At 36.8% G+C, this 15,940-nt stretch carries 16 protein-coding genes and 1 riboswitch; of the genes, 11 read left to right on the top strand and 5 right to left on the bottom strand.

Translation table 11 applies throughout. The features are described 5' to 3' along the window. Positions 1-46 precede the first annotated feature (46 nt). The 5 genes from A5821_RS08145 (at position 47) to A5821_RS08125 (ending at position 3,973) form a co-directional block, all read left to right on the top strand. Positions 47-1,126, top strand: a complete 1,080-nt coding sequence (locus A5821_RS08145; RefSeq protein WP_086314059.1) for a DUF916 and DUF3324 domain-containing protein — start codon at positions 47-49, stop codon at positions 1,124-1,126. A 24-nt stretch (positions 1,127-1,150) separates the two neighbouring features. Further along, positions 1,151-1,828, top strand: a complete 678-nt coding sequence (locus A5821_RS08140; protein ID WP_086314058.1) for a hypothetical protein — start codon at positions 1,151-1,153, stop codon at positions 1,826-1,828. Positions 1,829-1,841: 13 nt separating this feature from the next. Then, positions 1,842-2,468 carry a signal peptidase I gene (gene lepB / locus A5821_RS08135; RefSeq protein ID WP_086314057.1) on the top strand — a complete coding sequence of 209 codons (627 nt, stop codon included), beginning with the start codon at positions 1,842-1,844 and terminating at the stop codon, positions 2,466-2,468. A 25-nt stretch (positions 2,469-2,493) separates the two neighbouring features. After that, on the top strand, positions 2,494-3,180 hold the full coding sequence (locus A5821_RS08130; protein ID WP_339099090.1) for a winged helix-turn-helix domain-containing protein: 687 nt from the start codon (positions 2,494-2,496) through the stop codon (positions 3,178-3,180). A 160-nt stretch (positions 3,181-3,340) separates the two neighbouring features. Next, on the top strand, positions 3,341-3,973 hold the full coding sequence (locus A5821_RS08125; RefSeq protein ID WP_086314055.1) for a hypothetical protein: 633 nt from the start codon (positions 3,341-3,343) through the stop codon (positions 3,971-3,973). A gap of 51 nt (positions 3,974-4,024) precedes the next feature. Here the strand turns inward: A5821_RS08125 and A5821_RS08120 are convergent, their stop codons facing one another. Next, a complete protein-coding gene (locus tag A5821_RS08120) occupies positions 4,025-5,134 on the bottom strand; it encodes an ABC transporter ATP-binding protein (protein WP_086314054.1) in 1,110 nt (369 codons plus the stop codon). Positions 5,135-5,319: 185 nt separating this feature from the next. On the opposite strand from A5821_RS08120, the gene mgsA reads away from it, so the two are divergent. After that, on the top strand, positions 5,320-5,742 hold the full coding sequence (gene mgsA, locus A5821_RS08115; protein WP_086314053.1) for a methylglyoxal synthase: 423 nt from the start codon (positions 5,320-5,322) through the stop codon (positions 5,740-5,742). A 73-nt stretch (positions 5,743-5,815) separates the two neighbouring features. Beyond that, positions 5,816-5,904: riboswitch (THF riboswitch) on the top strand. 294 nt (positions 5,905-6,198) lie between these two features. Next, positions 6,199-6,735, top strand: coding sequence for a folate family ECF transporter S component (locus tag A5821_RS08110; RefSeq protein WP_086314052.1), 537 nt, complete (start codon positions 6,199-6,201; stop codon positions 6,733-6,735). Between the two features lie 70 nt (positions 6,736-6,805). Here the strand turns inward: A5821_RS08110 and A5821_RS08105 are convergent, their stop codons facing one another. Both A5821_RS08105 and A5821_RS08100 read right to left on the bottom strand, forming a co-directional pair. Next, complete coding sequence (locus A5821_RS08105) at positions 6,806-8,569, bottom strand: ABC transporter ATP-binding protein (protein ID WP_086314051.1); 1,764 nt, start codon at positions 8,567-8,569, stop codon at positions 6,806-6,808. Further along, entirely contained in the window at positions 8,566-10,290 is a 1,725-nt protein-coding gene (locus A5821_RS08100) for an ABC transporter ATP-binding protein (RefSeq protein ID WP_086314050.1), read from the bottom strand. Before A5821_RS08100 ends, A5821_RS08105 begins: the two co-directional genes overlap by 4 nt. 207 nt (positions 10,291-10,497) lie before the next feature. Between A5821_RS08100 and A5821_RS08095 the strand changes: the two genes are divergently transcribed. The 3 genes from A5821_RS08095 (at position 10,498) to A5821_RS08085 (ending at position 13,473) form a co-directional block, all read left to right on the top strand. Further along, entirely contained in the window at positions 10,498-11,343 is an 846-nt protein-coding gene (locus A5821_RS08095) for a putative ABC transporter permease (protein WP_086314049.1), read from the top strand. A 228-nt stretch (positions 11,344-11,571) separates the two neighbouring features. After that, entirely contained in the window at positions 11,572-12,744 is a 1,173-nt protein-coding gene (locus A5821_RS08090; protein WP_086314048.1) for a 3D domain-containing protein, read from the top strand. Positions 12,745-12,903: 159 nt separating this feature from the next. Beyond that, entirely contained in the window at positions 12,904-13,473 is a 570-nt protein-coding gene (locus A5821_RS08085; RefSeq protein ID WP_086314047.1) for a GNAT family N-acetyltransferase, read from the top strand. A gap of 16 nt (positions 13,474-13,489) precedes the next feature. Here A5821_RS08085 and A5821_RS08080 read toward each other — a convergent pair whose 3' ends face one another. After that, positions 13,490-14,005: an LURP-one-related/scramblase family protein gene (locus A5821_RS08080; protein ID WP_170923006.1), complete on the bottom strand. Its 516-nt coding sequence runs from the start codon at positions 14,003-14,005 to the stop codon at positions 13,490-13,492. A gap of 42 nt (positions 14,006-14,047) precedes the next feature. After that, a complete protein-coding gene (locus tag A5821_RS08075; protein ID WP_086314045.1) occupies positions 14,048-14,917 on the bottom strand; it encodes a Cof-type HAD-IIB family hydrolase in 870 nt (289 codons plus the stop codon). A gap of 197 nt (positions 14,918-15,114) precedes the next feature. Here A5821_RS08075 and A5821_RS08070 point away from each other — a divergent pair, with 197 nt between their 5' ends. Next, positions 15,115-15,798, top strand: a complete 684-nt coding sequence (locus A5821_RS08070) for a uracil-DNA glycosylase (protein ID WP_086314044.1) — start codon at positions 15,115-15,117, stop codon at positions 15,796-15,798. Positions 15,799-15,940 lie beyond the last annotated feature (142 nt).

The raw sequence follows: 15,940 nt of genomic DNA, 5'->3' as shown, positions 1-15,940 counted from the left end.
TAACTGTCAGCCCTTGTTTATCTTATAAGTAAAGGATGAAGGTCGAATGAAATTAAAACGAACATACATGTTATTTTTGATGATGGCAATGATAAGCATCATCAGTACCAATCACTATACATATGCCAAAGAACCCTCCGCACAAGATGCACAAGGGGCAACAGGTTTTTATTATGAACTCAATTATCCAGAGAATCAGAAAGAAGAAAATGGGTACTTTGATTTGAAGATGACACCAGGACAAAAACAAGAAGTCAGCCTCTTGATGAAAAATTTAGGGGAGAAAGAGCTAACGATCGGTATCAGCTTAAACGGCACAAGAACGAACTCTAGTGGTGTGATTGAATATGGCCCTAGCCAAATTGAAAAAGATGCGTCGTTAAAATTTGATTTTGTGGATTTAGTGAACGCCCCTGAAACAGTCACCTTAGCGCCTAAAGAAGAGAAAACGGTCCCGATTACGATTACAATGCCGGAAACGTCATATGATGGGATTATTGTTGGCGGAATTCAATTAAAAACGATTGAAGGGGAGAACCAAGAAGAAAAACCCGCAAAAGAAGGGGCGAATATCGCCAATAAATATGCCTATGTCATTGCGATGGTGCTGCAAGAAACAGACAAAGAAGTCAAACCAGAACTAGCCTTGAACAAAGTAGAAGTAGGCCAATTCAATTATCGTAATACGATTTTTGTGGATGTCTCCAATACTCAGGCAGCATTTTTACGAAAATTATCAATGGAAGTCCAAATAACGCCAAAAGGCAAAGCGGAAGTGCTATACGAAACCAAGAAATCAAGCATTAATATCGCCCCCAACACCTTTTTGCATTTCCCCGTTACGATGAATGGGGAAAAGATGGTGCCAGGAACCTATACAGCGAATATCCTTGCGAAAGCTGGGGATCAAAAATGGACATGGCAGGAAGACTTCACCATTACAGACGAACAAGCAGATAAATTTAACCAAGATGATGTCGATTTAGTGCGGGAAAAAGGCGTGAATTGGCCCTTGATCATAGGGGTAGCGGTAGGAATATTTGTGCTCGTCATTGGTCTTATTGGCGGAATCCGTTTCGTGAATACCAAAAAGAAGAAAACAGAAAGAAAAAACAGAAAGAAATAGACAGAAGTAAGGTAGGGTAAAGAAATGACTGTATTGGAAATAACCATACTCGTCCTTCTAACGTTGACGATACTGAGCGGATTGCTTTTCCTTCTGTGCGTATTGATTTCTGTCAAACTAACCAAAGAAGCCAAACAACTGGCAAAAAAACGAGGAAAAGGGGCCAAACGAAAACGACAACTTGCTCGAAAACGGAAACACTTACAAGGACAAAAGAAGAAAAACAAGCGTCGAACACTCCTTTTTTTGGTCGTCACGTTTCTATTTTTTGGTGGAAGTCAATTGGTAGCCTATTATCAATCAATGAGCCTAAGTCATGAAGATGAAGAGTCCGTTGTAAAAAGTTACTTTTTATTGAATGATTTTGATGAGCAGTTGGAAAAAGCGAAAACAGAAAGTGAACGTAAGGAAAAACTAGATGGAAATATCCGCTACTTAGCGAGCGCTATTACGAGTTATGGTGCGAATCGAGCGAGTGATTTGAACACAGAAGAAGGTCAGTTGATCTTGAATCGTTACTATAAGGCGATGTTGGATCTTGGCACGAATGCGATGCGCATGACGGATGGTTTTTATGGGAATGAAGAAGTGATCGCAGGGTATCAAGAAGATATCAACCGAATACGTGGGTACCAAAAGAAAGTCTTTGAATTGTACAAAGTCGATGAAGCAGCCCTAAAAAAAGCCAAAAGCAATTCTTGAGTAGGATCGGATCATGAGCGCAAAAAAACAAACAGGTAAACCGAAGAACAAACGAGCTAGAAATAGTCAATCCATTCAGCGAACGAAGAAGAACAAGCAGGCACTAAACAAACTAGTTCGTCGTAAAAAGCGGAATAGACTGTTTATAGAAGTAATCTGTGGTATGGGCCTCCTTATTTTATTGATATATGCACAATCCTATTTCTTCTTCAGTTTAGCGAAAGTCGACAGCTACGCAATGAGTCCCACCTTGAAACTGGGGGAGTATGTCTTGATTGAAAAACAAGCCCCCATTCAGCGTCAAGCGATCGTGTTGATTAAACGCAAAAGCGCACAGAAATCAGAGTTAAGACGTGTTATTGGGTTGCCCACAGAAAAAATAGCCTATCAAAATGACCAACTGTTCATAAATGAAGAAGAACGAGCAGAACCGTTTATCGCTTTGGAAAAAAAAGCAGCGTTTGAGAATGGCTTTGTCTACACGAAAGATTTTAGTTTATATGAAGTAACTGGAGTTGAAACCATCCCAAAAGATACCTATTTTGTGATGGGAGATAACCGCTTGTATTCAACGGATAGTCGAGAGTACAGTGTGATAAAAAAAGAAGAGATTATTGGTGTGGTGAATACAAGTCGGTAATAAGAGAGGTGGAGAGGAGAATAAGATGTACAGAGTAGGAATAGTGACGTTTGGAGAAGAGAACCTGAATGACGTACAATGGCCAAACGAGTGGCAAGTGGGAGTCATTGACACACAAGAACCGTTAGAAAAAAATACGTATGATTTACTTCTTTTTTATGAACAATCGATGGAACAGATTGCGAAGATTTGCGAATATATACTGCATACAAGAAAAGTGACCAATGCCTTATTATGGGTTTGGACAACGTTAGAAAGCGAAAGTACCCGAAAAGTTTACCGAAGTTTGGGAGTCGATGGAGTAGTGACGGATCAATTGACGGTAGAAGAGTGGTTACTGACATTGACGAATCATTTAAACCGTTTTAAGACGAAAGGAACGCCCCGAGAGGAAGAGCCTTTTGTGAAAGCACCAGCAGGAGAGATCTTGCTTAACGGAAGAAATAGCACAGTAAAGATTGGGGATCAAAAAGCGATACGGTTAACCCGATTAGAATACCAAGTATTGGACTTATTATATCGAAATGCGGGACAAGTCGTAACGTACGAGGAAATCTGGGAAGAGATATGGCAACAAGACGGAGAAGAGTCTAATCTATATCGAGTCAGTAATATCATTTTTCACTTACGAAGTAAAATCGAACAAGATATCAAACAACCCAAAGTGATTAAAACAGTTCGTTCTAGAGGTTATTGGTTGGATAAAGTTTAAAAGTATAATTCTAGAAAAGTGAAAATAGTTGCTCTATAACGTTGTATGTTACATAGTAGCTATTTTTTAGAATAAAAAACCACGAAAGTGTCTTGACACATTCGTGGTTTTTCCGTAGAATGAATAGTGTCATATATGTCAAGACACATCGGAGGGCAACATGAAAAGAAATTCAGTTAGACATTTAACAATTGCAGCGTTATTGGTTGCTATGGGGATTATTATTCCTATGGTCATGCCAAGAATTACGATAGGACCTGCTTCTTTTACATTAGCGAGTCATGTTCCACTATTTTTAGCGATGTTTTTTTCGCCAGGAGTAGCGATTGCCGTTAGTTTAGGTACAGGTTTTGGTTTCTTTCTATCTGCGACACCGATTATTGCATTAAGAGCACTTTCTCATTTACTTTTTGCAGTTATAGGTGCATTTTATTTACAGAAGCATCCCACGATTGTTTTATCTAAAAATAAGTTTGCTTTGTTCAATGGTCGCTTCCAATTATTTAATTTTATGATAGGCTTAATACATTCTGCTGCTGAATTAGCTGTAGTAAGTGTTTTTTATACAATGGGAAATATGCCAGAAACGTATTATACACAAGGATATATGTACTCGATCTTTTTGTTGATGGGAATTGGCGGATTGATCCATAGTTTGATTGATTACAACATTGCTTATTTTGTAGCAAATGCATTAAGCAAACAATTTAATATTCCAATATTTAGTCAGGCTAAAAAATTGGAACAAGCAAAAGTAGACAGTCTTCCCCAAGAGGCTGAAACGCTGATATAAAAAAGATGAGTAGCGAATTTTTACGCTACTCATCTTTTTTGTGAATAGGAATTACGGTAACTTAATCACTTGCTCAGTTTCTGGATCAAAGAAGTGAGCTTTATTGATATTAAATGCTAAATCAACCATTTCTTCTGGTTTGTGGAAATCACGAGCGTCTACTTTTGAGATGAATTCTGTATCGCCTAATTTGGTATAAAGCATTGTTTCAGCTCCTAATAGTTCAGATACAACAACTTCAGAACGGACAACAGCGTCATTCATTGTATCCAAGGCAACTTGTTCACTGTGGATATCTTCTGGTCTGATCCCAAAAATAACTGATTTACCTTCATAACCTTTTTCAACTAATAATTTATTTTTCCCTTCTGGAATCATCAATTCTAATCCATGGCCGTCACGAATGACACCATTGTTCAATGTGACGTTAAAGAAGTTCATAGCTGGCGAGCCAATAAAGCCTGCGACAAATATATTGTTAGGAGTATTATATACTTCTTTAGGTGAACCGATTTGTTGGATAAACCCATCTTTCATGATAACGATTCGATCGGCCATGGTCATAGCTTCTGTTTGATCATGAGTAACATAAACCGTTGTAGTTTCTAAACGACGGTGCAATTTTGCGATTTCTGCACGCATGGCTACACGTAATTTTGCATCTAGATTAGATAGAGGTTCATCCATCAAGAATACTTTTGCATCTCGAACAATCGCTCTACCTAACGCAACACGTTGGCGCTGTCCACCAGATAAGGCTGCTGGTTTACGATGTAAATAGTCAGTTAAACCTAAGATTTCACCTGCATTTTCAACACGTTTTTTGATTTCCGCTTTATCGTATTTGCGTAATTTCAACCCAAAGGCCATATTATCAAAAACAGTCATATGAGGATATAATGCATAGTTTTGGAAAACCATTGCGATATCACGATCTTTTGGTGCCACATCATTCATTACTTTATCACCAATAGTAAGTTCACCGTCTGTAATATCTTCTAGACCTGCGATCATTCTTAGCGTTGTCGATTTACCACAACCAGAAGGGCCAACAAAAACAATAAACTCTCGGTCTGCAATCTCTAGGTTAAAATCTGTTACAGAATAATTCTCTGCATTATCATATTTTTTATAGACATGTTTTAACGCCATTTCTACCATTGTCGTCACTCTTTTCTTTATTTTGTATCTTTAGTATAAATGAAAGCGCTATACATCCTCAACGGAAGGTTGCACAAGAAAAAATCTATTTATTCGTCAAAGTGACAAACAAGCAATCATTCCTTTAACTTTATAAGGGAAGACTTTGTTATAATGAGGAAAAGAACTGAATTGAGGGATCGACGATGAAAATTGCATTGATAGCACATGATCGAAAAAAAGAATTAATGGTTAAATTAACATTGGCTTATCAACCTATACTGAAAGAACACGAATTATTTGCAACAGGAACCACTGGACTAAAGGTTTCAGAAGCAACTGGGTTACCTGTTCATCGATTTAAGTCTGGACCTTTAGGTGGGGATCAGCAAATCGGGGCAATGATTTCAGAGGATAAGTTGGATATGGTGATATTTTTACGAGATCCATTGGCGGCACAACCACACGAACCGGATGTTACGGCGTTGATTCGTTTAAGTGATGTTTATGAGATCCCTTTGGCAACCAATATTGGGACGGCAGAAATTTTATTGAGAGGATTGCAGGCTGGTTTTGCGGATTTCAGAAATGTAGTTCATGAGCTAGATAATAAGCCCTTGTCGTTTTAACTCTTTTTATTTAAACTTAGTTGCAGCAATGTGGGGAATATGCTATATTGCCTTTAGGCTTAGGCCTAAATAAAACAGAGTAGGAAATAAAGCGTTAAGTGCTGGAAGGATGGGATGTTGCCTTTCGGACGAAGAATATAGGAGAACAGTGATCTAGCTGTACGAACTAGCTTCTCAGAAAAAAGATAAAATATGATTGTGACCGAAAGCATCACATTCCTATTTCCTATTTTTCAGTCGAAGCTGAACCAGTTCGTTACACTTTTCTATGATCTAGCTACACGAACCATCTCTTTAGGAAAATAGATAAAGTATCAGTGAAACAAAAAGCGTTTCAATGCTACTTTCCTAATTTTCAAAAGAGATAACCAGTTCGTTCCGCTTTTCTATATTCGCGGTTTTGTTTTCGCATTCGCTGCATATTTTGTGTAGCAGCTCTTAGAGGAGATGCTAGAAATGAAGAAAAGAAAAATTGATACCAGAACTATTACGCTGATGAGTTTGTTGATTGCGTTAATGGTAGTTTTTACACGATTTATTTCGTTTGAGACCCAGTTTTTACGAATTAGTTTGACCTTTATTCCAGAATCACTGATGGCCATTCTTTTTGGTCCGTTCTGGACAGGGATTGGCAGTGCAGTAGCTGACACAGTCGGTATGCTGTTATTTCCTAAAGGACCTTATTTTCCTGGTTTTACATTAAATGCCTTTATTTCTGGTGCGATTTATGGGTTCTTTTATTACAAGAAGGAGTTAACATGGAAACGAGTAATCATGGCGACATTGTCCGTTACGTTGATTATTCATATGTTCTTGACGCCTTTGTGGTTAGGATTAATGTATGGTGTGAATATCTCCAATCTCGCTTGGTGGGCACCTAGAATTGTGAAGAATATCATCTTTTTCCCGATCCAAGTAGTTGCCACATATTATTTAGGAATTAAAGTTCCGTATAAACAATTTTTGAAGAAATCATTGACTAATTTAAAATAAAAAAGAGCCCTCAACTTTCCAACATCCCAAGGAAGTGTGAGGGCTTTTTGGTATTCTTTGATTTAATGAGTCACAATTGATTTTTAAATTGTGCTTCATATAATGCATGGTAAAACCCATCTTTTTTATTAATCAACTCATCATGACTGCCGATCTCGACAACAGAACCTTGTTCCATCACTAGAATTTTATCCGCATTTTTAATTGTTGAAAGTCGATGAGCAATTACGAAACTAGTACGACCGTCCATCATTTGTAAGAAGGCATCTTGAATCTTTTTTTCGGTCAGAGTATCAACTGAACTAGTTGCTTCATCTAAAATCAACATAGGCGGATCACTAATCATTGTTCTAGCTATCGTCATCAATTGTCTTTGGCCTTCGGAGATTTTGATTCCACTGGCACCAATCAAAGTATCTAACCCTTCAGGCAAACGAGTAACAAAATCAAAGATATACGCTTTTTTCATAGCAGTTTCAATTTGTTCATCTGTTGCACTAGGATTACCATAAGTCAAATTATCCCGAATCGTACTATCGAATAGCCAAGTATCTTGTAAAACCATACCAAAGCTTTTTCGTAAACTGTCTCGAGTGACTTGAGTGATTTTATGACCATCAATTGAAATTTGACCTTTATCTACCTCATAAAAACGCATCAGTAAATTGACTAGAGTTGATTTTCCAGCTCCGGTTTGTCCGACAATGGCAATTGTTTCACCAGGTAAGGCAGTTAGATTAAAGTTTTGGATCAATGGTTTTGACGGAGTATACGAGAAATCCACTTGTTCGAATGTTACTTTTCCAATAACGTCGTTTAAAACGAATGCATGCTTGCCATCAGGTTTTTCTTCAGGTTGGTTGATGATTTCAAATGTCCGATCTAATCCTGCTAAAGCGGTTTGAATTTGGGTCGTGATTCCAGATAATTCGATAAAGGGCTTAGAAAATTGACTGGAATAAATTGTGAAACTAGAAATCACCCCGATCGTGATTGCTTGATTCCCGCTTAATAACAATAAGCCACCGACAAGACCGATTGACAAGTACGCTAAATGATCGATAAAGCGAGACAGTGGATTTGTAAGTGAAGAGGAGAACTGAGCTTTTTGTCCGCGTACATACAATTCTTGATTCAAAGATTCAAAGCGTTGCTGAGAAACATTTTCTTGTTGGAACGCTTTGACTATTTTTTGATTACCAACCATTTCAGAAACAAAACCGGATATTTCGCCTACGATTTTTTGTTGAGCAGAAAAATTTTTCTGAGATGATTTTGCGACTGCCCAGTTGACTAGAAAAATGATCGGAGTGGCTATCAAAACCACTGCTGTAAGAATTGGGCTAAGTTTTAACATAAAGAAAAAGGCAATAATCACAACAGATAGTCCTGAAAATAATTGGTTAAAAACAGCAGAGCAAGCTACTGAAATATTATCCATATCGTTTGTAAAGCGGCTGACAATATTCCCGTGAGAATTTTGATCATAATAATTTAATGGCAGCCGATTTAAATGAGCGAATGCATCTTTTCGTAATTCTGCAACAGAAAGATAGGAAACCCGGTTACCTAAACGTTGAATCAACCATTGGCTGATAACTGTAATAATTAAAATTCCTGCTAAAGTACTAAGTAATCGTAATAGCATTATGAAATCAACATTTCCTTCTGCAATCATTGTATCAACGGATTTCCCCATATAATAAGTCATCAAAACCGTGGTCAGTCCACTAAGAATACCAAGAACAATTGCCGCAATCATTTCCTTAGGATATCGGAGCAAATAAGGCATGAAACGATTAAATGAATTGGTAGATATTTTTTTCGTTGTCATGAGTTACTTTCCTCCTCTTGTGAAGCCACAATTTCTCGATAGGCTTCAGAATGGCGTAATAATTCTTCATGGGTTCCTAACCCGACTTGCTTGCCACTAGCCAAAACTAAAATTTGATCGGCTTGTTGTATTGAACTGATTCGTTGAGAGATTAGAATCAATGTAGTTTCTTTTAGATCTTGACGCAAGGCAGTTCGTAAATTTAAATCTGTTTGGTAATCTAAGGCGCTCAAAGAATCATCTAAGATCAAAACATCAGGCTTATGGATCAAGGCACGCGCAATCGTCAAACGTTGTTTTTGACCGCCAGAAAAATTTTTCCCACCTTCATAGACTTGTGTATCTAAGCCCGCGCTTAACGTTTCAACAAACTCTTTGCATTGAGCGGTTTCTAATGCTTGCCAACATTCTTCATCCGTAGCGTTTTCTTTGCCCCATTGAAGATTTTCTCGAATTGTTCCTGTAAATAAAATTGCAGTTTGAGGTGTGACTGCGATTTTTTTGCGTAGTTTATCTATAGGCCAGTCACGAACATTGATTCCATCAACAAATAAGTTTCCTTCACTTGTGTCATAAAAACGGGGAATCAACTGAGTTAAAGTGCTTTTCCCACCACCAGTTGGACCCGTGATACCTAGGACAGAATTTGCTGGAATCTTCAAAGAAATATCCGTTAAAGCTAACCCCGCAGAAGGTTGATAACGAAAGGAGACGTGATCGAATAAGATTCCCTTTGTTTGCTCCTTAACAGTGATTTCTGAATTTTTTGATTGAATACTCGGAACAACAGATAGGACTTCACTAACTCTTGAAGCGGATGCTGAGGCTCGAGTAAAAATGATAACCAGATTGGACACAACGATTAAAGCTAATAGCATTTGGTTCATATAATTGATCAAAGCCAACACTTCACCTTGTTGTAATCCCCCAATCTCTACTTTGATACCGCCAAGGTAAAGCAAGGCCAGAATACCAAGATTCATCACTAAGGTAGTGGCAGGTGTAAGCAAAGCTGAAATGTTAGAAACACGAATATAAATAGAAGAAAGGTCATCCGTTACGTCATTGACATGCTTTTCTTCTGTTTTTTTTCTAGCAAAGGCTCTAATGACTCTAACACCACTCAAATTTTGACTGATTTGTCGGTTTAACAAATCCAGTTTTTCTTGAACTTTTTTATATAAAGGCACTGTCGTTTTTATAATGAAATAAAGAATAAGACAAAAAATCGGTAACATAAGAAGAAAAATCAGCCCCATTTGCACATTGATATAAAAAGCCATAATAACAGAACCAATACTTAAAAATGGTGCACGGATTACGAGGCGAATCAGCATTGCCAAAGCCAATTGCAATTGATTAATGTCATTTGTCATGCGTGTAATCAAGGTATCTGTTCCAAAACTGTTTAATTCAGCATGGGAAAGCTGATTGATTTTTTTCATCAATTGATTTCTTAATTCTGTTCCAAATCCTTGTGAAGCAATAGATGAATAATATTGACAGATCATTACACAAATCAACCCGATGATTGACATCAAAAGCATCCAACCTGCCATTTGAAGCACGTAAGACCGGTCGTTATTTCTAATTCCCTGATCAACTAAACGAGCCATAAATAAGGGTAAAACTAATTCAAAACAAGCTTCCAAAAACTTGAAAAATGGACCGAGAATAATTTGTTTGCGGTATTTCTTTGCATATGTGAGTAAACTAAACATGGGTTTCCTCCTAAATTTAAAAGCTGAGCAGGATTATTCAACGAGGCATCGTTCCCCTGATTCAGCAGCGCTCTTTTTTCTGAGAGATGATCTTATAAGATTTCCCTTCTATTGTATATCAATCTCATCTGAGAATAAAGTTGCTCGCATTAAACCACATTTATTTGATACAATAACTAGTAAATGCTATTTCTAAGGAGAAAAAATATGAATGAATTTATCAAAATTGTCTTATTATTTTTCATCTACTCATTTATTGGTTGGCTTTGGGAGACTGTTTATTGCTCAATAAAGGCAGGAAAATTTGTATATCGCGGTTTTTTGATCGGTCCTTATTGTCCGATTTATGGTTTTGGCATTTTAAGTGTTCTTTATTTCTTAGAGCCGTTAAAGCAAGATATTGTGGTTTTATACTTACTTTCAACAATTCTGGTAACTATTTTGGAGTATATTACGAGTTACGGCTTGGAAAAGCTATTTCACGCTTCCTGGTGGGACTATAAAGATGTACCATTAAATATCAATGGTCGTGTGGCATTACCTGTTTCACTTTTTTGGGGAATCGGTTGTGTCTTGATTGTACGTGTCATCCATCCAAAAGTAATGGTATTAGAAGAATTTTTATCTGAAAAATTTGGTATTGTTTTGCCAATTATTTTATTGCTTCTTATTATAAGCGATTTAATCTATACGCTCATCAATATGCAATCATTCAAAAAAGTCACAGCGCAAATCAGTATGGCAGTAGAAGAGCGTAAACATGAATTAGCGGCTACATTGAATGAAAAGCGTGATGAACTTTCAGCTAATTTTACGGAGCTAAAGCAATCTGTATCAGAAGAACTCAATGATAGAAAGCAGCTAAAAACAGCCGAGCATCTATCTTGGTTAGAAGACTTCAAAGATAGTCCAGCAATCAAAAAATTATTGACCCATATGGACTTCAATCAGAAACGTTGGGTGCGAAATTATCCTAATTTGAAGTTGAAAAAGGTGAAAAACTCTTCCGAAGTTCAAGAAATCATCAATAAAAACAAAAATAAAGCTGACTAATTACTGTTTAGTATAACAGTATGTTTTTGTGTGCTATAACGGATGTAAACGTTGATATGATTGGTTTTATTCGTAGGTTTTGGAAATGGAAAGTGATAGATGAAAGGTAGGAATGTTACAGAAAAAAGGGTGTTTTCGCTAAAACGTAACAAATTGTAACACTATTGAAATAAAATAAGCTCTATAGATTAGTATAATAGGTGGAGTTGGATTTAGTTAGGAAAGGTGTTGGATTCAGTGAAAGTAAAAAAATTGATACCATTTTTAGCTGCTATCATGCTAGTAAATGTCGCTCTTCCAATTGGTGCCGCAGCAGAGTCATTAGATGAGCTGAAGGACAAAGAAGCACAGACTGCTCAAGCGGGAGAATCACTTAGCGAAGATATCAATACAGCTTTGAATGATGTTAATGAAAAATACGCTGAAATTGAAAAACTCAAAGTAGATATTTCAAAAGCTGAAGAAACAATCAAGAACTCTGAAGCTGAAATTACAGTGACAGAACAAAGCATTGCACGCCGTAAAGAAGTTGTTGGAAATCGAATGAAAGATGTCCAACTAAGTGGGGAACAACGTACATGGCAAGTATTATTAGATGCTGAAAGTGTATCAGATTTCTTTAATAAAGCGTATGCGATGACTATTTTACAAAATGCAGAAAAAGAAAAAATAGATCGACTTTCTAAAGATAAAGAAAAATTGTCTGAACTTCAAGAAACTGTAAAGAATAAACAAGAAGAATTACAAACCAACGAATCAAAATTACAGGATGAAGCATCAGCGATGGATGAACAAGTTGTAGCTTTAAAACAGCAATTATCTGATAATCAAGCAGCATTGCAACAAATTGCTAGCCAAAAACAAACAGAAGAAAAACGCATCAGTGATGAGAAGAAAGCCGCTGCAGCTCGTAAAAAACAAGCTATTGCGGAAGAAGCTCAAAGAAAAGCTGACGCTACTGCTTCTTCAAGTTCAAGTAGCAATTCATCATCAAGTAGTGAGTCAAGTAGCAGCTCTTCAAGTTCTAGCAGTGAAGAACAACCTGTTGTTACACCACCATCACAACCAGACGAAACACCAAATCCTGGTGGAGATACTGGTAATGGAGGCGCTAATGGCCGGGTACTTTACATGCAGTCAACGGCGTATTCATGGAGAGAAGCTGGTTCTGGTTTCATCACAGCAACTGGAATTGATCTTCGTTCACAAAGTAATGTGATCGCAGTTGATCCGAGTGTGATCCCGCTAGGATCATTTGTTGAAGTAGAAGGATACGGATTTGCGGTTGCTGGAGATACTGGTGGCGCAATCAATGGCAACATCATTGATGTACATTTCCCGACAGTTGACCAATGTTTGACTTGGGGACGCAGAAATAATGTTAAAGTTACAATCCAATAAAAACGAAGACACTCATTGAGTGTCTTTTTTTGTGCTTATGGAAGCGGGAGAAAAAATCATACTATTTTCTATTTATTAAAACAAATTAAAAAAAAAGTGAATGTAATGCATTAGAATAAAATAAATGTTACACTTCAATAAAGAAAGTGAGGAATAACAATGATTCGTTTTGCAACAAAAGAAGACGGAGAGGCTATTGCTCCGTTAATTTTAGTTATTTTAAAAGATATGGAATTACCATTATTAGAAATTATTCCAGAAGAAACACTTTTGGCGGTTTTAGCCGAAGCTGTGGCAGATCCAACTTATCGTTATGGCTATAAACGAGGATTGGTTTATGAAGAAGATGGAGAAGTAGCAGGAATTGCATTTGGCTACCCAAATGAAGATGAGCCTATTATTGATGAGCCGCTAAAAAAAGTTTTACGTAAATACAATTTGGATGAAGAAATCAGAATATTCATTGATCCTGAAACCTTGCCAAATGAATGGTATTTAGATTCGATTTCTGTTAATGAAAAGCATCGTGGATCAGGGATTGGTTCTAAATTATTAGATGCTTTGCCAAAAATGGCTAAAAGAGATGGTAAAGAGATTATTGGGTTGAGTGTGGATAAAGGAAATCCTAATGCTAAAAAATTGTATAGTCGCAAAGGTTTTAAAGATGTTGCTGAGATGATGATCAGTGGTCATCTTTACGATCATATGCAGAAAAAAATCAGCGAATAATATTCGCTGATTTTTTTTAGCAAGTTCCCCAACCTATGATCGGTTTATGATGTTGATTTTTCTTCCGATTATATAACCAATAATCCAACACAGCAGCAACACAAATGCATAATGGAGCATCTTCATCGTTTGTAACCACCAAACTAAAATAATCACCAGAAAAAAGAGTGGCTTTACTCATTTCCATAATTTTATGGTTGACCTGGTAGATAGAGTAGCGATGATTTTTTATATCACCTAAAACAGTCCAATGCATATGCTGGATATAATAAAAATCAGCATTTAAATTTAGGATTTTTCTTAAAACGCCAACTTTTTCAAATCCTTTGTATAATTCAAATCGTGATCCAAAGGCAAAAGATGTTTGTCTGATACTTGCAACTAACTCACCATTCATCGTGTATAAAGAAAGTGCATCGCCACGCGTCCCCCAACGTCCAACAAGTAAGAAAATGGACTTGCCGTCTTCGTCTTTGACAAGGGTTCTAGTGACTTTACTCAATTGTTGTTCTTGTATAAAAAACTCAGACACCATATCTCACCTCTTTTCCTTATTGTTTACTAGCTTAGGTAATTATAGGTTTTCTCGAATTGCTCGTAAGATGGCTTCGCCTACTCCATTTTCCAGATTTGTCGACGTAATGTATTTGGCATGATCTTTGACCTCTAACTCAGCATTTCCCATTGCAAAACTGACATCAGCCCACTGGAGCATACTCACATCATTAAAATTATCGCCGATAGTCATGACTTCCTTTTCAGAAATCCCACGATCTTTAGCAACATGAGCGACTGCGATTCCTTTTTGGGCATTTTTATGGTTGACTTCAATATTGTTTTGAGCGGATGAAGTAACAACTAAATCTGCTAGTTCTCTGATTTTAACACTTGCTGGAGCCAATACTTTTGGTCCTTCCATGCTGAAACCAATAATTTTTAAAACTTCGATGTCATCTTGTTGAATCAATGAGCGCATATCCTCAATATAAGTGATATCTAGTAGAGATAAATGAGCTGCAGCCATTGCAATTGCTACTTTGTATGTTAAATGGGGCATTGTTGTTGCAATATGTGAAGCAAAGTTTTCGATTCTTTTTTCTTGTTTTTCAGAATAGATCCCTTTATTGGTAGACACTTCAAAATAAATGTCGTTGGCCTCTAAAATATCTAAGATGTCATTTGCAGTTTCTTTTTCAATACCAGCAGTGAAAAGAGAATTACCTGCTTTATCAAATACTTTAGCACCGTTCAAAGTAATCATGGCACACTCGATTCCAGCTTCTTCTAACGCAGGTTTAGCCTCTGCATATGCTCTTCCTGTAGCAACCATAAATTCGATACCTAGACGTTCGGCTTCTTTAATAGCAGAAACATTGTCTTTTGAAATACCCATCTTTGAATCCAGTAGTGTTCCATCCATGTCTGAAGCAATCAGTTTAATCATAAAATTTTCTACACCTCGTTTATTTATCTTATCTATAGTTTACCATGTTTTTTCCATTTCAGTGCAGAAAAAATTCTCTTGTCACTTCTTAATAAATCCGCTATGCTAAAAGTGTAAAAGAAAGTTTTCAGAATAGAAGTTTTAATTATTAATAGTTCGTAAAATATTGAATTAAGCAAATCAAAGGAGGGCGACTAATGAAGGAAATCATTCATAATAGTTGGCAGGAAGTGTTAGAAGAAGAATTTACAAAGGAGTATTATTTAAATCTAAGAAAATTTTTAAAACAGGAATATAGCGATCAAACGATATATCCAGATATGTACCATATTTATTCTGCTTTAGAGTTAACACCGTACGAAGATGTAAAAGTTGTGATATTGGGTCAAGACCCGTATCATGGGCCCAACCAAGCTCATGGATTAAGTTTTTCTGTCCAACCAGGGGTTAGAACACCACCTTCGTTAATGAACATCTATAAAGAGCTTCAAGCGGATTTAGGTTATCCGCCTGTTTCACATGGATTTTTAGAAAGTTGGGCTAAACAAGGCGTTCTCTTATTAAATACTGTTTTAACTGTTCGCAATGGTCAAGCCTATTCTCATCGGGGACAAGGCTGGGAGAATTTGACGGATGCCATCATTAAAAAGTTGAATGAACGTGATCAGCCTATTGTCTTTATTTTATGGGGCAAACCGGCCCAAGAAAAAATCAAAATGATCGATACAAACAAACATATCATTATCAAGTCTCCACATCCAAGTCCTTTAGCAGCACATCGCGGTTTTTTTGGATCAAAACCATTCTCAAAAACCAATCAAGCTTTAGAGCAATTAGGCGAAACACCAATCAACTGGCAGTTGCCTGATACAGTGTCTTAAAACAGCGAACTCTGTTATAGTGCAGAAGGGCAAGTTTGTGAATATAATATCAGAATCAACATTTTTTACACTAATACAGCTATAAATAACTGTTATTTTCTTGCGGAATGGTGTATGATTAGATTGTATAAATAATCATTGG

It is taken from the genome of Enterococcus sp. 7F3_DIV0205 (assembly GCF_002141365.2).
In the GTDB taxonomy this organism is placed as follows: Bacteria; Bacillota; Bacilli; order Lactobacillales; family Enterococcaceae; genus Enterococcus_L; species Enterococcus_L palustris.
Note: the sequence above shows the minus strand (reverse complement) of the source record. Positions and strands in the feature narration are given on the sequence as shown.

What these genes read in the sequence shown, in the direction of transcription:
- A5821_RS08145 (WP_086314059.1), top strand. Translation starts at nt 47, where the DNA reads ATGAAATTAAAACGAACATACATGTTATTTTTGATGATGGCAATGATA.
- A5821_RS08140 (WP_086314058.1), top strand. Translation starts at nt 1,151, where the DNA reads ATGACTGTATTGGAAATAACCATACTCGTCCTTCTAACGTTGACGATA.
- lepB (WP_086314057.1), top strand. Translation starts at nt 1,842, where the DNA reads ATGAGCGCAAAAAAACAAACAGGTAAACCGAAGAACAAACGAGCTAGA.
- A5821_RS08130 (WP_339099090.1), top strand. Translation starts at nt 2,494, where the DNA reads ATGTACAGAGTAGGAATAGTGACGTTTGGAGAAGAGAACCTGAATGAC.
- A5821_RS08125 (WP_086314055.1), top strand. Translation starts at nt 3,341, where the DNA reads ATGAAAAGAAATTCAGTTAGACATTTAACAATTGCAGCGTTATTGGTT.
- A5821_RS08120 (WP_086314054.1), bottom strand. Translation starts at nt 5,134, where the DNA reads ATGGTAGAAATGGCGTTAAAACATGTCTATAAAAAATATGATAATGCA.
- mgsA (WP_086314053.1), top strand. Translation starts at nt 5,320, where the DNA reads ATGAAAATTGCATTGATAGCACATGATCGAAAAAAAGAATTAATGGTT.
- A5821_RS08110 (WP_086314052.1), top strand. Translation starts at nt 6,199, where the DNA reads ATGAAGAAAAGAAAAATTGATACCAGAACTATTACGCTGATGAGTTTG.
- A5821_RS08105 (WP_086314051.1), bottom strand. Translation starts at nt 8,569, where the DNA reads ATGACAACGAAAAAAATATCTACCAATTCATTTAATCGTTTCATGCCT.
- A5821_RS08100 (WP_086314050.1), bottom strand. Translation starts at nt 10,290, where the DNA reads ATGTTTAGTTTACTCACATATGCAAAGAAATACCGCAAACAAATTATT.
- A5821_RS08095 (WP_086314049.1), top strand. Translation starts at nt 10,498, where the DNA reads ATGAATGAATTTATCAAAATTGTCTTATTATTTTTCATCTACTCATTT.
- A5821_RS08085 (WP_086314047.1), top strand. Translation starts at nt 12,904, where the DNA reads ATGATTCGTTTTGCAACAAAAGAAGACGGAGAGGCTATTGCTCCGTTA.
- A5821_RS08075 (WP_086314045.1), bottom strand. Translation starts at nt 14,917, where the DNA reads ATGATTAAACTGATTGCTTCAGACATGGATGGAACACTACTGGATTCA.
- A5821_RS08070 (WP_086314044.1), top strand. Translation starts at nt 15,115, where the DNA reads ATGAAGGAAATCATTCATAATAGTTGGCAGGAAGTGTTAGAAGAAGAA.